Here is a 16,551-nt window from a genome sequence, read left to right on the forward strand (position 1 = left end):
TAGCACACGAAGGAATCTATAAGAGGCTTGGCGGAGAGGTTCCCTTTGGGTAGCATGGGAAGCGCCCGCCGGGGTGGCGGAACGGTAGACGCTGCGGACTTAAAATCCGCTGGGGGGTTACCCCCGTACGGGTTCGAGTCCCGTCCCCGGCACCAAAGGGCCCCGGCAGGGCCGGGGCCTTTGCTATGCTTGGGGGCGTGGGCGCGATCACCCGGTATTTGGAACGGGTCATGGCCCAGGCCCGGTACGATCTCCTGGGCCCAGGCCGCTACGTGGGGGAGCTTCCTGAGCAGGGCCTCCGGGTGGAGGCCTCCCACCTCGAGGCCGCCCGGGAAGCCCTTAGGGAGGCCCTGGAGGCCTGGCTCCTCGAGGCTTTGCGCTCCGGGGTGGTGCCTTCCGGCCTGGAGGGGGAGGGGGATCCGGTGCGGGCCCGCTTCTTCGCCCTGGCGGGGGAGATGTGGCGGCTTGCGCAGGAGGCCTCCGGGGCGGCCCGCCTCGCCCGGGGGCAGGAGGGGCCCAAGAGAAAGCCCGCCTCCCTGGAGGAGTGGCTCCAGGGGCTCGGCCTCCAGCTCGTGAGGAGGCCCCAGCCCGAGGACGAGGAGAAAGAAAAGGTCCTCACCCGCCTGGCCCTCTTCCTGGGGGACCGCTACCCGAGCCTGGAGAAGCTCTACGAGCGCCTCAAGCAAAGCCTATCCACCAAGCGCCAGTTTGAGCTCTCCCTGGCTGAGGCCTCCCAGGACGAGATCGCCAACTCCACCCAGTTCTGCACCATGCTCAAGCAGTACGCCCTCCTCACCTCCTATCACTACAAGAGCGAGGACCGGCGCCTCCGGGCCAAGGCCAGCACCGAGGGCTGGGTGCAGAACTTCCTCACCGGGGGCTGGCTGGAGCGGTACGTGGCCGAGCGCCTGAGGAAGTTTCTCCGCTCCAAGAACCTTCCCCACGAGGTGGCCGTGGGCTACCAGGTGGCCCTTCCCGGTGGGGAGGCCATGGAGCTGGACGTTCTGGCGCGGGTGGGGGAGCGGGTCTACTGGTTTGAGGCCAAGACCGGGGAGTTCCAGGCCCACATCGCCAAGTACGCCGGGCTTAAAAAGGTGCTCGGGCTTTCCCAAAAGGAGAGCTTTCTGGTCCTCTTGGGCATGGACAAGGCCCGGGCCAAGGAGCTTTCCGCCCTCCACGGGCTCACCGTGGTGAACCAGGCGAACTTCCTCGAGGTCTTCCAGGAGGCGCTGGAGGGGAATGGTCCGTAAGGTCCTCCTGGTCATGGGGGGGACCCTGGCCTCGAGGGTCTTAGGCCTCGTGCGCCAGGCGGTCTTCAACGCCCTCTACCCCGACGCCCTCAAGGATGCCTTCAACGTGGCCTACCGGGTGCCGAACCTCCTCAGGGAGCTCCTCGCGGAAGGGGCGGTGCAGAACGCCCTCATCCCCCTCCTAAAAAGCCTCTCCAAGGAGGAGGCCCAGTCCTTCGCCCGCCGCTTCGCCGCCTTCCTCCTGGGCGTGAACCTCCTCGTCCTAGGCCTAGGCTACCTCCTCGCCCCCTTTGTGGCGGGGCTTTTGGTGGCGGAAGGGAGCTACCTAAGGACCCCAGAGGCCTTCGCCCAGGTGGTCTACCTCACCCGGCTCCTCCTCCCCTTTCTCCTCGGCCTCTCCATGGCCGCCCTCTTCTCCGCCCTCACCCAGGCCGAGGAACGCTTCCTGCCCTACGCCCTCGGGCCCATCGCCTTCAACCTGGTGGCCATCGGCCTCATGGCCCTCTTCCCCGGAGACCCCACGGCCCTGGGCCTCTCCGTGGCCCTCGGGGGGCTTCTCCAGGCCCTGGTCCAGCTCCCCTTCCTCCGGGGTTTCCGCCTGGAGTGGCGCTGGCACCGGGCCTTCCTCCCCGCCCTCCTCCGCATGGGGCCCTTCGCCTTCACCACCTCCCTCAGGCAGTTTTTAAACCTCGTCCTCACCAACATCCTCACCCGCTACCCCCAGGCGGCGGTCACGGGCTTCTACAACGCCGAGGTGGTCTTCCAGATGGTCCTGGGCCTCTTCGCCACGAGCCCCGCCATCGCCCTCTTTCCCCGCATGAGCACGCTGAGGGGCGAGGAGCTCTCCCGCTTTCTCCGGGGCCCCTTTGAGCGCTTGAGCCTGGTGCTCGCCCTTCTTGGGGGGCTTCTCACGGGGCTTGCTCCCTTCGTGGTGGTCCTCCTCTTCGGCCTCTTCGGGCCCCTCACCCCGGAGAACCGGGCCTTTAGCGCCCAGGTCCTCGCCGCCTTGGGCTTTGCCGTGCTTCCCTGGGGGGTGAACACCCTCTTTCTAAGGGGCCTCTACGCCCTGGGGAAGGTGCGGGAAGCGGTGATGGCCAGCGCCCTGGTCTTTCTCCTCAACACCCTGGGCTACTGGCTTCTAAAGGATGCGGGGCTTTTCCTTTTGAACCTCTCTACCGCCTTGGCGGGGTACCTGGGCCTCTTCCTCTACCTCTTCCGGCTGGAGCGGGAGGGGGTGGGGGTGGGGTACGTGCCCCCCTACCTCCTCCGCGCCTCCCTGGCGGGGCTTCTCGCGGCGGTGCCCGGGCTCATCCTGGGAAGCTTCCTCCGCGCAACCTCCTCCCACGGGACCCTCCTTCCCCTCCTCCTCGGGGGGGGAGGCGGAGTGGCCCTCTTCCTCCTCGCCGCCTGGGCGATGGGCCTCCCCCTCAGGGCCCTCGCCAGAGGTTTCTCAGCCGGTAGTAGAGGGGCTTGAGCCGCAAGGCGAAGGCGGGGGCCTCCCAGGGGGCCCAGGCGAAGCGGAGGGGCTTTCCCCCTTCCAGGAGGAGGCGGATGCCCTCTATGGGGATGGGTTTGGGAGCGTACCAGGCCGTGGGGCGGCTCGGGTCGGTGATGAGGAGCATGCCCCAGGGAAGGCGCACCTCCAGAAGCCCTTCGGGCCCAAGGGCGTAGTCCGCGGTGGGGTCGCGGGCGCCCAGGGGGTCCTCCCCCCGCCTCAGCGCGCCCAGCTCGTAGGTCTTGCGGGGGTAGTCGGTGCCGTCCCGGCCCGTGCGGCGGCGGTTGGGCTCGAGGACGAAGGGCACGAAGGGGCCCCCGCCGGGCCTGGTGAACCCCCGGAAGTGGAGGAACTCGGTCCCGGGAAGGCCGTGGGAAAGCTCCTCGTAGGGGTAGTACCCCTTCTCCACGAGGAGCCTTCCCCCCTCGAGGCCCACCTCCAGGGAAAACTCCGCCCCGAAGCCTTGGGCCACTTGGACCCCTCCCGGAACCGTGTCCAGGTAAACCTTCAGGGGGAGGGGGCCCCGGTAGAGGAGCCAGAGGTACTCGGGGTCGGCGTAGGCCTTGAGGAAGCGCCCCTCCTCCCGGAGGAGGAAGGGCACCTTCTCCCACTCCTCGGGGTCGCCGTCCAGGCGGAACGCCCCCTTGGCGGTGGCGGCGAGGAGCCCGTAGTTTTCCTCGGCGTCCAGGAGGTTGTGCCAGAGGGGGTCCCGCTCGGGGGGGTATTCCAGGTCCATGAAGAGCCAGTTCTTCTTGAACCACTCGTCCAGGAAGGCGAAGACCAGGCCCCCCGCCAGGCCTAGGCCCTCTATGTCCCGCCAGAGCGCGGCCACCCTTTCCGCCTGGGCCTCCTCCGAGAGCCCCCCGTGATGGAACCCCTCGGGGTGGAAGTGGGCGAGGCCGCGGCTCGTGGGGAGGCCGAACTCGGCGATGAGGAGGGGCATCTCCCCGTGGTGGGCCTCGAGGCGCTCCAGGTACTTGCGGTAGCGGCCTCCCTCCAGGCTCGGCTCGTTGACCATGAAGTCGGGGTAGTAGGGGTACACGTGGTAGGCGGCGAAGAGGCTCGCGGGGCTACCCGCGGCGGGGCGCAGGTGGGTGGGGTCCAGGGCCACGGTGTCCTCCTCGTGGAGGGGGCCCGCCCGCGGGGGCTCCACCCTTTCCCCCCGCGCCTTCCTCAGGCGGTACTCCTCCTGGAAGCTCGCCTCGCTTTCCCAGGTGAGGGGGTCCAGGGTGGGCCAGTTGACGAAGCCTAGGGGCCTCGCCGCGCCGTAGGCCTCCCACTCGTAGGTGGCCAGGCGGTCCAGGACCTCGGCGAGGTAGGCCGCAAAGGGGCTCGCCCCGGGGAGGGCCTCTACAAAGCGGCCCCGGTAGGCCCGCCCCGGGTGGCGCTCGTTGTAGGCGGCCACGGAGTAGGGCTCAAACTCCCGCCCCACCAAAAGGCCCAGGGTCCAAGGGGAGACGTCGGCGGTGTAGTCCCCGTGGGCGTGGCCGGGCTTGGGCGGGCGGCGGAGGTCCCCGTGGAGGGCGTCCAGGACCTCCCGCCCTTCCAGGAGGAACTTTTCCAGGAAGGCGCCCTCCCAGTCCCCGTAGCCCTCCTCCTCGGGAAGCTCGGTCCAGACGCCCTGGAAGAGGTAGAGGGGGCTCTTTGGGTGGGTCAGGTTGTAGCCCAGGAGGGCCCGGTAGAAGGCGGGGGGCAGGAGGGTGTAGACCCGGACGGCGTTGGCCCCCATGTTTCCCAAAAGCTCCAGCCAGGCTCGGTAAAGCCAAAGCGCCTCGGGGAACTCCGCGGGGAAGCGCCCCGGGAGGGCCACCCCCAGGTTCACCCCCCGCACCCTTAGGGGCTTTCCCCCCACAAAGAAGGCCCCCTTTTCCGCCCTAAAAGGGGGCGGAATCTTTCGGGCCTTGGGGGCGGGTGGGGAAGGGGGAGGGAGGGTGCGGAGGACGGCCTCGGCGTCCCCGTAGCCCTGCCGGAGGGCCTCCTCCAGGGCGCTTCTTGCGCCTTCCAGGTCCCCCTTCGCCCTTAGGGCGAGGCCGAAGCCGTAAAGGGCCTCGGGGCCGCCCTTTAGGGTCCCCACCAGGCGGGCGAAGGCGTAGAGGGCGTCCTCCACCCTGCCCAGCCGGTACTGGGCGAAGCCCGAGAGGAGAAGGGCCTCCTCAGGGGGGTCGTAGCCCGAAAGGAGGGGCTTTAGGCGGGAAAGGGCCCCCTCCAGGTCCCCCCGGGCGTAGAGGGCGCGGGCCTCGTCCAGGGGGGAGGCCAAGGCCAGGCCGAGGAGGAGGAAGAGGCTAAGCCCCCGCATTCCCCAGCTCCTGGATGGCCCGGACGGCCTCGGGGTTCTCCAGGGCGGAGAGGTCCCCGGGGTCCTGGCCCAGGAAGGCCGCCCGGACCACCCGGCGCATCACCTTGGCGTTCCGGGTCTTGGGGAGGTCGGGGACGAAGAGCACCCGCTCGGGGCGGAGGGGCCTTCCCAGGGCCTCCGCCACCTTCTCCGCCACCTCCTCGGCGAGGGCCGAGGAGGGGGTGAAGCCCGGCCTCAGCACGGCGAAGAGGACGATGGCCTCCCCCTTCACCGGGTGGGGGACCCCGATGGCGGCGCACTCCCTTAAGGCCGGGTGGCCGGTGGCGGCGGTCTCCACCTCGGCGGGGCCCACCCTTTTCCCCGCCACCTTCAGGGTGTCGTCGGAGCGCCCGAGGATGAAGAAGTGCCCCTCCTCGTCCTGGAGGGCCAGGTCCCCGTGGACCCAGACCCCGGGCACCTTCTGGAAGTAGGTCTCCAGGTAGCGCCCCTCGTCCTGCCAGAAGCCCTTGGTCATCCCGGGCCAGGGGGCGAGGACGGCGAGCTCCCCCACCTTGCCCACCACGGGCTTTCCTTCTTCATTCAGGACGGCGGCCCTCATCCCGGGGACGGCGGTGTTGAAGCCCATGGGCTTGATGGGCCTTAGGAGGACGTTTCCCAGGATGCCCCCGGAGACCTCGGTGCCGCCCGAGTAGTTCACGATGGGAAGCCGCTCCTTGCCCACCACCCGGAAGAACCAGAGGTAGGCCTCGAGGTTCCAGGGCTCCCCCGTGGAGCCGAGGACCCTTAGGGAGGAGAGGTCGTGGGCCTCCACGGGCGCCTCCCCGAAGGGGATGAGGGCCCGCACCAGGGTGGGGGAGAGGCCGAGGTGGGTAAGGCGGTGGGCCGAGGCCATCCGCCAGAGGCGGTCCGGCCCTGGGTGGTCCGGGGCCCCGTCGTAGAGGAAGACGGTGGCCCCGAGGATGAGGCCCCCCAGAATGGCCCAGGGCCCCATCATCCAGCCGAGATCGGTGAACCAGAAGAGGCGGTCCTCCTCCCTAAGGTCAAAGAGGAGGGCGAGGTCCAGGGCGGCCTTCAGGGGAAAGCCCGCGTGGTAGTGCACCGTGCCCTTGGGGCGGCCCGTGGTGCCGGAGGTGTAGATGAGCATGAAGGGGTCCATGCTCTCCATCTCCTCCGGGGGGAAGGCCTCCCCCGAAAGGCCCTGGTAGTCCGCCTCCCCCGCCTCGAGGGGAAGCCCCAGGCGGCGCACGGCGAGGAGGCGTTCCGTCCCCGAAAGCCCTAGCGCCTTGCGGGCCTCGGGAAGGAGTTCCACCCTCCTCCCCCGCCTCAGGAAGCCGTCCTGGACGGCGAGGAGCCTGGCCCCGGCGTCCTTCAGCCGCACGCTCGCCGCCTCGGCGGCGTAGCCGGAAAAGATGGGGATGGCGATGGCCCCAAGCCAGGCCGCGGCCAGGAGGAGGACGGCGGCTTCCAGCCCCATGGGCATCCAAAGCCCCACCCGGTCCCCCCGCTTGACCCCAAGGGCCCTAAGCCCCGCCGCCACCCGGGCCACCTCGGCCCTAAGCTCGCCGTAGCTTAAGGCGCGCACCTCCCCCGCCTCGGTCTCGTGGAGGAGCGCGGTCCTTTGGGCGTCGTGGCGCAGGCAGGCCTCCACCAGGTTGAGCCTCCCCTCCGGGAAGAACCGGGGGAAGGGGAAGCCCCCTTCCACCACCCGGGCGTAGGGCCTGCGCCAGGGAAGGCCGAGGTGGGTGAAGAACTGGCGGTAAAAGTCCTCGGCCTCCTCCACGCTGTAGCGGTAGAAGGCCCCGTAGTCGGCGAAGCCCAGGGCCTCCATGAAGCGGTAAAGCCGGGTGGCCTGGGCTTCCTCGGGCTGGGGATACCAGACGGGTTCCATCTCACTTCCTCCATGGGCCTGGCCGCTTCGGCCTTTCCTGGGGCTTGCTAGGGGGTTCTTTGAGCACTTTTAAAAACTCCTTCACGCCCAGGCGCTCCTCGGGCTTTTTAAGCAGCAGGCGCCTCAGGGCCCGGTCCAGGTAGGGGGGAAGGTTGGTGGGGGGCGGGGGGAGGAAGAGGTGGGCGTTCCGGACCTCTTCCAGGGTCTCGCCCCGGAAGGGCCGCTTTCCCGTGAGGACCTCGTAGGCCATCACCCCGAAGCTGTAGGCGTCGCTCTTGGGGCTTGGGGAGGCTCCCAGGAAGAGCTCGGGAGCCAGGTAGTGGGGGCTGCCGGCGTATTCCTGGGTCCGGTCCTCGGGAGTCCTCAGGGTGCCCAGGTCCCCCAGCTTGTAGACCCCCTCCCCCACGAACACGTTGGAGGGCTTCACGTCCTGGTGGAGGAGCCCCTTGCCGTGCAGGAAGAGGAGGGCTTCCCCCACTTGAAGCAGGGCCCGCACACCCTCCTCCCTGGGCAGGGGGCCTTGGCGGAGGCGGTCCTCCAGGGTCCCCTCGGGGAAGTACTCCAGGGCCAGGAAGGCCTCTTCCCCAAAGGGGACCCCCGCCAGCCCTCGCACCAGGTGGGGGTGCCGGAGGGAGAGGGAGAAGGAGACCTCCCGGGCGAAGCGCTCCGCGAGCTTGGGGTCTTGGCGGACCTCCTTCTTCGGGATCTTCAGGGCCACCCGCGTCCCGTCAGGGGCCCGGCCCAGGTAGACCTGGGCGGTCTGGCCCAGGCCCAAAAGCATCTCCAGCCGGAAGTCCCCCCTAGTCAAGGCGGAGAACCTCTCCTGGCTTCAGGGCGTGCCCCTCCACGCCCTTCTCCTTGGCCCGCTGGGCGAAGGCCTCCCCGTCTTGGCGGATGGGGGGGAAGGTGTTGTAGTGGATGGGCACCACCCTCTTGGGCCTGAGGAGGTCCAGGGCCTTCAGGGCGTCCTCGGGGCCCATGGTGAAGTGGTCGCCAATGGGGAGGAGAGCGAGGTCCAGGCCCAGCTCCCCGATGAGGCGCATGTCGGAGAAGAGGGCGGTGTCCCCGGCGTGGTAGATGCGCTTGCCGGAAAGCTCCACCACCACCCCCATGGGCATGCCCCCGTAAGTGCCGTCGGGGAAGCTAGAGGAGTGCCAGGCGGGCACCCACTTGAGCCAGCCCCCCTCAAAGCGGTAGGTGCCCCCCAGGTTCATGGGGACGCTCTTCGCCCCGTGCTTCTCGGCGTAGGTGGCGATCTCAAAGGTGGAGACCACCACCCCCCCCTTCTTGGAGAGGGCCACGCTGTCCCCGAAGTGGTCCCCGTGGGCGTGGGTGACGAGGATCAGGTCCGCCTGGACCTCGCCCACCCCGAGGGCGGCCACGGGGTTTCCGGTGAGGAAGGGGTCAATGACGATCCGGGTCTTGCCGTCCGTGAGGAGGACCGCCGAGTGGCCCAGATAGCGTACCTCCACCATACCTGCCTCCTTGGCCGCCACTATACCCCGAGGGGGGCCTTCTGGGAAAGGGTCCTTTCCAGCCTCAGGGCAAAGATGGCCTCCACCAGGCGGAGGAAGGCCCGCTCCCCCCAGGTCTTCCCTTCAGGCAGGGCGAGCTCCACCTCCAGGGAGAGGAGGAAGCCCTCCCCCTCGGGCCTGGCTTCCCCCGAGACCCGGAGGGAGGGGGGAGGGAGGGGGAGGGGTTTGAGCCTTTGGCCCTCGAGGCGGCTTCGGAAGGGCAGGACCAGCTCCCCTAGGGCCGGGTTTTCCTGGCGGAGGAGGCCCCGAAGGCCCCCCTCCTCCCAGAAAAGCTCCAGGGGAAGCCCCTGGGGGAGGTGGCCGTTGCGCTGGAGCTCAAGCCGCACCTTCATCCTTCCACCCACTCCACCCGCACCCGGCCTTCCTGGACCAGGCGGACCATCTCCTGGTCGGGGAGGTTGATGAGCCGGGGAAGCTCCCGAAAACGTGGCGTGGCCGAGGCCAGCCCCACCCGCACCACCAGCACCTCCTCCTCCTCCGCCCGGCCGATGCGCCAGACCAGGTGCTGGCCCAGGGCTTCCAAGAGGTCCTTCTCCACGCCCCTAGTCTACCCCTTTTCGTTCCGGGGCCCCCGTGGGGTGGCATCAGAGCACTTCCAGCAGGGCGAACTTGAGGTAGTGGGTTTCCGGGTGGTTGAGGAGGACGGGGTGGTCAAAGGGCTGGCCCCGCTTCTCCAGCACCCTGAGGGCGCGGTGGGCGTCCTGGGCCGCCTCCAGGAGCATCTGGTAGAAGAGGGGTTCGCTGAGGTGGTGGCTGCAGCTCGCCGTGGCCAGGATCCCGCCCTCTTTCAGGAGCCGGATGGCCCGGAGGTTGACCTCCTTGTAGGCCCGGTAGGCCCGCTCCACGTCCTTTTTCCCCTTGGCGAAGGCCGGAGGGTCCAGGACCACGAGGTCAAACCGCTCTCCCGCCCTTTCCAGGCTCCTTAGGAGGTCAAAGGCGTTGGCCTCGAGGGTCTTTAGCTGGAGGCCGTTCAGCCTGGCGTTTGCCTCCGCCCGGGCCAGGGCCTCCTTAGAGCTATCCACGGCCAGCACCTCCCGGAAGCCCAGGGCCAGGTGCAGGGCGAAGCCCCCGGCGTAGCTGAAGACGTCCAGGGCCCTTTCCCCCGAGAACCTTTCCATGAGGATCCGGTTTTCCCGTTGGTCCAGGAAGGCCCCGGTCTTTTGCCCCTCCCCCAGGTCCACCAGGTAGCGCACCCGGCCCTCCCGCACCGCCACCTGGCCGGGCACCTTTCCCCAAAGGGGCCTCACGTAAAGGGGAAGCCCCTCCAGCTCCCGGGCCTTGGCGTCGTTTTTGGCGAGGACGCTTTCCGCGTAGGGCTTGAGCCTTTCGGCCACCTGGGGCAGGAGGGCTTCCCAGGCGTGGGCCGTGGCCTGGACCACGGCGTGGCCGGCGTAGTAGTCCACCACGAGCCCCGGGAGGAAGTCCCCCTCGGCGTGGGCCAGGCGGAAGCCCCCCTCGGGCTCCCGCTTTAGGGCCTCCTCGCGCCGCCTCAGGGCCCTTTCCAGGTTTTCCAGAAGGGCCTCGGCGGGGTCTGGCGCCGGCCGGAAGCGGAACGCCCTCACCGTGAGGTCGCTTCGCGGGTTGTAAAGGGCCAGGGCCAGGAAGCGCTTGCCCCAGTAGACGGGGAAAAGCCCCGGGGCCTCGGGTCCCGAAAGCACGTCCCGGCGAAACACCCAGAGGTGGCGGGAAAGGAGCCTTTCCGCCCCGCGTTCGTTGACGAGAATCCGCACCGCTTAAGTATACTTAAGCGGGGTCGGTTGACGTTTGCCCCGGAAGCCGGTAGCCTAACCGGTGGGCGCGCTTTGCGCATCTTTTCACATAAGGAGGGGCGATGGGAGGCCTGGGACTTATTAAAAGCCTTGCGGAGAAGGAGCGGGAGCTCCTCGCCCGCCTCGAGGCCGCCAGGAAGGAGGCGGAGGAGCTTGTGGCGCGGGCCGGGGCCGAGGCCAAGGCCCTTCTGGAGGAGGCCGAGGCCAAGGCCAAGGCCCTGGAGGCCGAGTACCGCGAGAGGGAGGCCCGGGAGACCGAGGCCCTCCTCTCCCGCTACCGGGCCCAGGCGGAGGCCGAGGCCCGGGCGGTGCGGGAGAAGGCCGCCTCCCGCCTGGAGGAGGCGGTGGACCTGGTCCTTCGGGGGGTCTTGCCGTGATCGCTCCCATGGAGAAGTTGGTCCTGGCCGGGCCCAAGGGCCGGGCTAGGGAGCTTCTCCAAAGCCTCCAGCAGGCCGGGGTGGTCCACCTGGAGACCCTGCGGGCGGAGGCCCTTTCCGGGTACAGGCTTTCCCCGGAGGAGCGGGAGGAAGAGCGGCGCTGGGAGGCCGTGGCGGCGGGGGCGGAGCACACCCTCGCCCTCCTCGGGCGGGAGGCGGAGCCCGCAAGGCCCTTTCCGGGAAGCCTGGAGGAGGCGGAGAAGGCCCTCGCCCCCATCCAGGCCCACGCCGAGGGCCTCACCCGCCAGAAGCAGGAGCTGGAGGAGGAGCTCGCCCTGGCGGAGGCCTACCTCGAGCCCCTGGAGAAGCTCGCCGGCATGGCCCACGGCCTGGACCAAAGCCCCTTCTTCCGCGTGCTTCCTTTCCTCCTCAGCGAGAAGGAGCTTCCCCTGGTGGAGGAGGGGCTTAGGAAATCCCTGGAAGACCGCTTCCTGCTGGCTGCGGAGCCCTACAGCAAGGGGCTCGCCGGCCTTTTGGTGGTCCACCGCAAGGACCAGGAGATCGCCAAGGCCGCCCTCTCCCGGCTGGGCCTGGCCGAGCTCCGCCTGCCCGGGGCCTACGCCGACCTTTCCCTTTCCCAGGCGGCGAGGCGCCTGAAGGAGCGCTTCCAGGCCGCCCCCAGGGAGCTTTCCGAGGTGCGCCAGGCCCTCTACAAGCTCGCTCAGGAGGCCCATTCCACCCTGCAGAGCCTCTGGACCCGGGCCAAGGACGAGGTGGCCCGGCTCAAGGCCCTGGAGGAGCTGGCCTCGGGCCGCTTCGGCTTCGGGCTTTTGGGCTACGTCCCCGTGAAGGCCAAGCCCAAGGTGGAGGAGGCCCTCGCCCGGCACAAGGAGAGCGTGGTCTACGCCTTCGAGCCCGTGGACGAGCACCACGAGCGGGACCAGGTCCCCGTGACCCTGGACAACCCCCCCTGGGTCAAGCCCTTTGAGCTCCTGGTGGGCTTCCTCAACACCCCCAAGTACGGCTCCATTGACCCCACGCCCGTCGTTCCCCTTTTCTTCCCCTTCTGGTTCGGCATGATCGTGGGGGACATCGGCTACGCCCTCCTCTTCTACCTCGTGGGGCGGTGGCTTTCCGGGTACGTGAAGCGGAACGAGCCCCTGGTCATCAACCTCTTCGCCCTCAGGCTCAAGCCCCCGGTCCTCCGCCAGCTGGTCTACATCCTGAACTGGATGGTCTTCTGGACCGCGGTCTGGGGCGTGGTCTACGGGGAGTTCTTCGGCACCTTCCTGGAGCACCTCGGGGTCTTCGGCACCCCCGAGCACCCGGGGCTTATCCCCATCCTCATCCCCCGCATAGACACCGCCAAGACCGCCAACCTCCTCATCCTCCTCTCCGTGGCCTTCGGGGTGGTCATGGTCCTCTTTGGGCTTATCTTGCGGGCCTACCTCGGCCTCAAGCACCGCCACATGGCCCACTTCTGGGAGGGGGTGGGGTACCTCGGGGGGCTCGTGGGCATCCTGGCCCTGGCGGCCTCCTACCTCGGCAACCTCCAGGCGGGCTGGCTCCAGGGGCTCATGTACCTGGGGTTCGGCGTCTTCCTGCTTTCGGTCCTCATGAGCCGGATCTGGCTGATGATCCCGGAGATCTTCACCCAGGCGGGGCACGTCCTCTCCCACATCCGTATCTACGCCGTGGGGGCGGCGGGGGGGATCCTGGCGGGCCTCCTCACCGATATAGGCTTCGCCATGGCGGAGCGGCTTGGGCTACTGGGCGTGCTCCTGGGCCTTCTGGTGGCGGGGGTCTTGCACCTCCTCATCCTCCTCCTCACCACCTTGGGCCACATGCTCCAGCCCATCCGTTTGATCTGGGTGGAGTTCTTCACCAAGTTCGGTTTCTACGAGGAGAACGGCAGGCCATACCGGCCGTTCAGAAGCGTCCGCGAGACGCGGTAGGGAGGGAAAGAGATGAAGAAGCTTTTGGTTCTCCTTTTGGTGGCGGTGTTCGGCGCGTTGGCTTTCGCGGCGGAGGGGGCGGCGGCCTCCGGCGGCCTGGACCGGGGCCTCATCGCCGTGGGCATGGGCCTGGCGGTGGGCTTAGCCGCCCTGGGCACGGGCGTGGCCCAGGCCCGCATCGGCGCGGCGGGCGTGGGGGCCATCGCCGAGGACCGGGGTAACTTCGGTACCGCCCTCATCTTCCTCCTCCTGCCCGAGACCCTGGTGATCTTCGGCCTTCTCATCGCCTTCATCCTGAACGGCAAGCTCTAAGCGGTCCTCGGGGCCAGGCCCCTCGAGGGGCTTGGCCCTTTTCTAAGGGAGGCGAGATGTCCAAACTGGAAGCCATTCTGAGCCAGGAGGTGGAGGCGGAGATCCGCTCCCTCCTGGAGGAGGCCAAGGCCAGGGCGGAAAGCCTGCGCAAGGAGGCGGAGGCCAAGGCGGAGGCCCTCTTGCAGGGGCGGAAGCGGGCCCTGGAGGCCCAGTTCCAGGCCGCTTTGCGCCGGGCGGAAAGCGCCGGGGAGCTCCTCTTGGCCACCGCCCGCACCCAGGCTAAGGGGGAGGTGCTGGAAGCGGTGAAGGCCAAGGCAGAGGAGGCCCTGAGGGCCCTTCCCGGTAAGCCCGAGTGGCCCGAGGTCCTGAGGAAGCTTGCCGAGGAGGCCCTTTCCGCCCTCCCCGAGCCCGAGGCCCTGGTCTCCCACCCGGAGAACCTGCCCCACCTGGAGCCCTTGGCCCGGGAGCGGGGCCTCGGGCTTCAGGCCGACCCGGGCTTGCGCCTGGGGGTGCGGGTTTTGGGCAAGGGGGGCAGGACCCAGGTGGAGAACGCTCTGGAAAGCCGCCTGGAGCGGGCGTGGGACGCCCTTTCCTCCCAGGTGGCCCAGGTGCTTTGGGGCTAGGCCATGGCGGATGACTTCGGCTACCTCAACGCCCGGGTGCGGGCCCGGCGGGCCAGCCTCCTCAAGGAGAACTTTTTCCAGGAGGCCCTGGACCTCCCCTTCCCCGATTTCCTGCGCCTCCTCTCCGAGAGCGTCTACGGGGGGGAGCTCGCCGGGGGGGGTCTATCCGAGGTGGACCGGGCCATCGCCCGCACCCAGGAGAGGCTTCTTTCGGACCTGCCGAGGCTCGTCTCGGGGGAGGCCCGGGAGGCGGTGCGGCTTCTTCTCCTACGCCAGGACCTGCACAACCTCCAGGCCCTCCTTCGCGCCAAGGCCACGGGCCGCCCCTTTGAGGAGGTACCCCTCCTTCCCGGGACCCTCCGGGAGGAGCTCTGGCGCCAGGCCTACGAGGCCCAGGACGCCGCCGGGGTGGCCCAGGTCCTCTCCCTTCCCGGCCACCCCCTGGCCCGGGCGCTGCGGGAGGCGCTGCGGGAGACCCAAGACCTCGCCCGGGCGGAGGCGCTTCTCGCCAAGCGCTTCTTTGAGGGGGTGGTCAAGGGGGCCAAGGCCTTGGAGGAGCCCGTCCTCCGGGACTACCTGGCCCTCGAGGTGGACGCCGAGAACCTGCGCACCGCCTTCAAGCTCCAGGGGTCGGGGGTACCCCCCGAGCAGGTCTTCATCCGGGGGGGGCGCTTCCTGGACAGGGTGGGCTTCGCCCGCCTTTTGGAAGGGGATTACGCCGTTTTGGACGAGCTCTCCGGCACCCCCCTCGCCGGGCTTTCCGGGGTGCGGGAGGCCACGGAGCTGGAGCGGCGCCTGAGGTGCCTTCTCCTAAAGGAGGCCAGGCGGGGAAGCGCCGATCCTTTGGGGGCCGGGCTGGTCCTGGCCTACGTTAAGGAAAGGGAGTGGGAGGCCATGCGCCTCAGGCTCCTCGCCCGGCGGGCCTACTACGGCCTCCCCCGGGCCCAGGTGGAGGAGGAGGTGGTCTGCCCATGAGGATCGCGGTGATCGCCGACCCCGAGGCGGCCCAGGGCTTCCGGCTCGCGGGCCTCGAGGCCCACGCCGCCCGCACCCCTGAGGAGGCGAAGGCCCGCCTGGAAGAGCTCGTGGAGAAGGGGGGCTACGCCCTGGTGGCCGTGGACCAGGCCCTTCTTCCCGAGCCCGAGCGGGCGGTGGAGCGCCTCATGCGGGGGAAGGACCTCCCCGTGCTCCTTCCCATAGCGGGGCTAAAGGAGGCCTTCCAGAACCCCAACGTGGAAGGCTACATGCGGGAGCTGGTGAAGAGGACCATCGGCTTTGACATCAAGCTGTAGAATGGAGGGAAGATGATCCAAGGGGTAATCCAGAAGATCGCGGGCCCGGCGGTGATCGCCAAGGGGATGCTGGGGGCCCGCATGTACGACCTCTGCAAGGTGGGCGAGGAGGGGCTGGTAGGGGAGATCATCCGCCTGGACGGGGACACGGCCTTCGTCCAGGTCTACGAGGACACCTCGGGCCTCAAGGTGGGGGAGCCCGTGGTCTCCACGGGGCTTCCCCTGGCGGTGGAGCTCGGCCCCGGGATGCTCAACGGCATCTACGACGGCATCCAGCGCCCCTTAGAGCGCATCCAGGAGAAGACCGGGATCTACATCACCCGGGGCGTGGTGGTCCACGCCCTGGACCGGGAGAGGAAGTGGGCCTGGACGCCCAGGGTGAAGCCCGGGGACGAGGTGCGGGGGGGCATGGTCCTGGGCACGGTGCCCGAGTTCGGCTTCACCCACAAGATCCTGGTGCCCCCGGACGTGCGGGGCCGGGTCAAGGAGGTGAAGCCCGCCGGGGAGTACACCGTGGAGGAGCCGGTGGTGGTCCTGGAGGACGGCACCGAGCTCAAGATGTACCACACCTGGCCCGTCCGCCGGGCGCGGCCCGTCCAGCGAAAGCTTGACCCCAATACCCCCTTCCTCACGGGCATGCGCATCCTGGACGTCCTCTTCCCGGTGGCCATGGGGGGCACCGCCGCCATCCCGGGGCCCTTCGGGAGCGGCAAGACCGTGACCCAGCAGTCCCTGGCCAAGTGGTCCAACGCCGACGTGGTGGTCTACGTGGGCTGCGGCGAGCGGGGGAACGAGATGACGGACGTGCTGGTGGAGTTCCCCGAGCTCACCGACCCGAAGACCGGAGGGCCCCTCATGCACCGCACGGTGCTCATCGCCAACACCTCCAACATGCCCGTGGCCGCCCGCGAGGCCAGCATCTACGTGGGCGTGACCATCGCCGAGTACTTCCGCGACCAGGGCTTCTCCGTGGCCCTCATGGCCGACTCCACGAGCCGCTGGGCGGAGGCCCTGCGCGAGATCTCTAGCCGCCTCGAGGAGATGCCCGCGGAGGAGGGGTATCCGCCCTACCTCGCCGCCCGGCTCGCCGCCTTCTACGAGCGCTCGGGCAAGGTCATCACCCTGGGGGGCGAGGAGGGGGCGGTGACCATCGTGGGGGCCGTCTCCCCGCCGGGCGGCGACATGTCCGAGCCCGTGACCCAGTCCACCCTGCGCATCGTGGGCGCCTTCTGGCGGCTTGACGCCTCCTTGGCCTTCCGCCGCCACTTCCCCGCCATCAACTGGAACGGCTCCTACAGCCTCTTCACCCCGGCCCTGGACCCCTGGTACCGGGAGAACGTGGCCGAGGACTACCCCGAGCTCCGCGACGCCATCTCCGAGCTTCTCCAGCGGGAGGCGGGCCTTCAGGAGATCGTCCAGCTGGTGGGGCCGGACGCCCTCCAGGACGCGGAGCGCCTGGTGATTGAGGTGGGCCGCATCATCCGGGAGGACTTCCTCCAGCAGAATGCCTACCACGAGGTGGACGCCTACTGCTCCATGAGGAAGGCCTACGGCATCATGAAAATGATCCTCTCCTTCTACAAGGAGGCGGAGGCGGCCATCAAGCGGGGGGTTTCCATGGACGAGATCCTCCAGCTTCCCGTGGTGGAGCGCATCGGCCGGGCCCGCTACGTGAGCGAGGAGGAGTTCCCCGCCTACCTCGAGGAGGCCATGAAGGAGATCCAGGGGGCCTTCAAGGCCCTGGCCTAAGGAGGGAAGC

At 69.1% G+C, this 16,551-nt stretch carries 16 protein-coding genes and 1 tRNA gene; 10 read left to right on the forward strand and 7 right to left on the reverse strand.

Annotated features, from left to right (window positions below):
* The first annotated feature begins 67 nt into the window (after positions 1 to 67).
* The 3 genes from ABJK26_RS08225 (at position 68) to murJ (ending at position 2,724) form a co-directional block, all read left to right on the forward strand.
* Positions 68 to 155, forward strand: a tRNA-Leu gene (locus ABJK26_RS08225).
* 30 nt (positions 156 to 185) lie between these two features.
* Complete coding sequence (locus ABJK26_RS08230; RefSeq protein WP_347241800.1) at positions 186 to 1,250, forward strand: hypothetical protein; 1,065 nt, start codon at positions 186 to 188, stop codon at positions 1,248 to 1,250.
* Entirely contained in the window at positions 1,240 to 2,724 is a 1,485-nt protein-coding gene (gene murJ / locus ABJK26_RS08235; protein ID WP_347241801.1) for a murein biosynthesis integral membrane protein MurJ, read from the forward strand. Before ABJK26_RS08230 ends, murJ begins: the two co-directional genes overlap by 11 nt.
* On the opposite strand, the gene ABJK26_RS08240 is transcribed toward murJ, so the two are convergent.
* From ABJK26_RS08240 to ABJK26_RS08270, 7 genes are read right to left on the reverse strand one after another with little or no spacing between them, the layout of a single operon-like run.
* Complete coding sequence (locus tag ABJK26_RS08240; RefSeq protein ID WP_347241802.1) at positions 2,678 to 5,041, reverse strand: tetratricopeptide repeat protein; 2,364 nt, start codon at positions 5,039 to 5,041, stop codon at positions 2,678 to 2,680. The two genes, murJ and ABJK26_RS08240, sit on opposite strands and share 47 nt — an antisense overlap.
* The gene (locus tag ABJK26_RS08245) at positions 5,028 to 6,929 is read right to left on the reverse strand and encodes an AMP-binding protein (RefSeq protein ID WP_347241803.1); all 1,902 of its coding nucleotides are present in this window, start codon (positions 6,927 to 6,929) and stop codon (positions 5,028 to 5,030) included. The genes ABJK26_RS08240 and ABJK26_RS08245 overlap by 14 nt, the downstream gene beginning before the upstream one ends.
* Before the next feature lies 1 nt (position 6,930).
* Positions 6,931 to 7,710 carry a serine/threonine-protein kinase gene (locus ABJK26_RS08250; RefSeq protein ID WP_347241869.1) on the reverse strand — a complete coding sequence of 260 codons (780 nt, stop codon included), beginning with the start codon at positions 7,708 to 7,710 and terminating at the stop codon, positions 6,931 to 6,933.
* A gap of 19 nt (positions 7,711 to 7,729) precedes the next feature.
* Positions 7,730 to 8,404: a metal-dependent hydrolase gene (locus ABJK26_RS08255; RefSeq protein ID WP_347241804.1), complete on the reverse strand. Its 675-nt coding sequence runs from the start codon at positions 8,402 to 8,404 to the stop codon at positions 7,730 to 7,732.
* A 20-nt stretch (positions 8,405 to 8,424) separates the two neighbouring features.
* Positions 8,425 to 8,796 (reverse strand): DUF3809 family protein, encoded by a 372-nt coding sequence (locus ABJK26_RS08260; protein WP_347241805.1) that lies wholly within the window; start codon positions 8,794 to 8,796, stop codon positions 8,425 to 8,427.
* A complete protein-coding gene (locus tag ABJK26_RS08265) occupies positions 8,793 to 9,002 on the reverse strand; it encodes a DUF3248 domain-containing protein (RefSeq protein WP_347241806.1) in 210 nt (69 codons plus the stop codon). Before ABJK26_RS08265 ends, ABJK26_RS08260 begins: the two co-directional genes overlap by 4 nt.
* 46 nt (positions 9,003 to 9,048) lie before the next feature.
* On the reverse strand, positions 9,049 to 10,194 hold the full coding sequence (locus ABJK26_RS08270) for a class I SAM-dependent rRNA methyltransferase (protein ID WP_347241807.1): 1,146 nt from the start codon (positions 10,192 to 10,194) through the stop codon (positions 9,049 to 9,051).
* A gap of 101 nt (positions 10,195 to 10,295) precedes the next feature.
* On the opposite strand from ABJK26_RS08270, the gene ABJK26_RS08275 reads away from it, so the two are divergent.
* From ABJK26_RS08275 to ABJK26_RS08305, 7 genes are read left to right on the forward strand one after another with little or no spacing between them, the layout of a single operon-like run.
* Positions 10,296 to 10,610 carry a V-type ATPase subunit subunit G family protein gene (locus ABJK26_RS08275; RefSeq protein WP_347241808.1) on the forward strand — a complete coding sequence of 105 codons (315 nt, stop codon included), beginning with the start codon at positions 10,296 to 10,298 and terminating at the stop codon, positions 10,608 to 10,610.
* On the forward strand, positions 10,607 to 12,565 hold the full coding sequence (locus ABJK26_RS08280) for a V-type ATPase 116kDa subunit family protein (protein ID WP_347241809.1): 1,959 nt from the start codon (positions 10,607 to 10,609) through the stop codon (positions 12,563 to 12,565). Before ABJK26_RS08275 ends, ABJK26_RS08280 begins: the two co-directional genes overlap by 4 nt.
* Before the next feature lie 12 nt (positions 12,566 to 12,577).
* Positions 12,578 to 12,877 carry a F0F1 ATP synthase subunit C gene (locus ABJK26_RS08285; RefSeq protein ID WP_347241810.1) on the forward strand — a complete coding sequence of 100 codons (300 nt, stop codon included), beginning with the start codon at positions 12,578 to 12,580 and terminating at the stop codon, positions 12,875 to 12,877.
* A 56-nt stretch (positions 12,878 to 12,933) separates the two neighbouring features.
* The gene (locus ABJK26_RS08290; protein WP_347241811.1) at positions 12,934 to 13,500 is read left to right on the forward strand and encodes a V-type ATP synthase subunit E; all 567 of its coding nucleotides are present in this window, start codon (positions 12,934 to 12,936) and stop codon (positions 13,498 to 13,500) included.
* 3 nt (positions 13,501 to 13,503) lie between these two features.
* Positions 13,504 to 14,475 carry a V-type ATPase subunit gene (locus ABJK26_RS08295; protein WP_347241812.1) on the forward strand — a complete coding sequence of 324 codons (972 nt, stop codon included), beginning with the start codon at positions 13,504 to 13,506 and terminating at the stop codon, positions 14,473 to 14,475.
* 2 nt (positions 14,476 to 14,477) lie between these two features.
* The gene (gene atpF, locus ABJK26_RS08300; protein WP_347241870.1) at positions 14,478 to 14,792 is read left to right on the forward strand and encodes a V-type ATP synthase subunit F; all 315 of its coding nucleotides are present in this window, start codon (positions 14,478 to 14,480) and stop codon (positions 14,790 to 14,792) included.
* 12 nt (positions 14,793 to 14,804) lie between these two features.
* Positions 14,805 to 16,541, forward strand: a complete 1,737-nt coding sequence (locus ABJK26_RS08305) for a V-type ATP synthase subunit A (protein ID WP_347241813.1) — start codon at positions 14,805 to 14,807, stop codon at positions 16,539 to 16,541.
* Positions 16,542 to 16,551: the final 10 nt, after the last annotated feature.

The sequence above is a fragment of the Thermus sp. genome (assembly GCF_039793865.1).
Lineage (GTDB): Bacteria > Deinococcota > Deinococci > Deinococcales > Thermaceae > Thermus.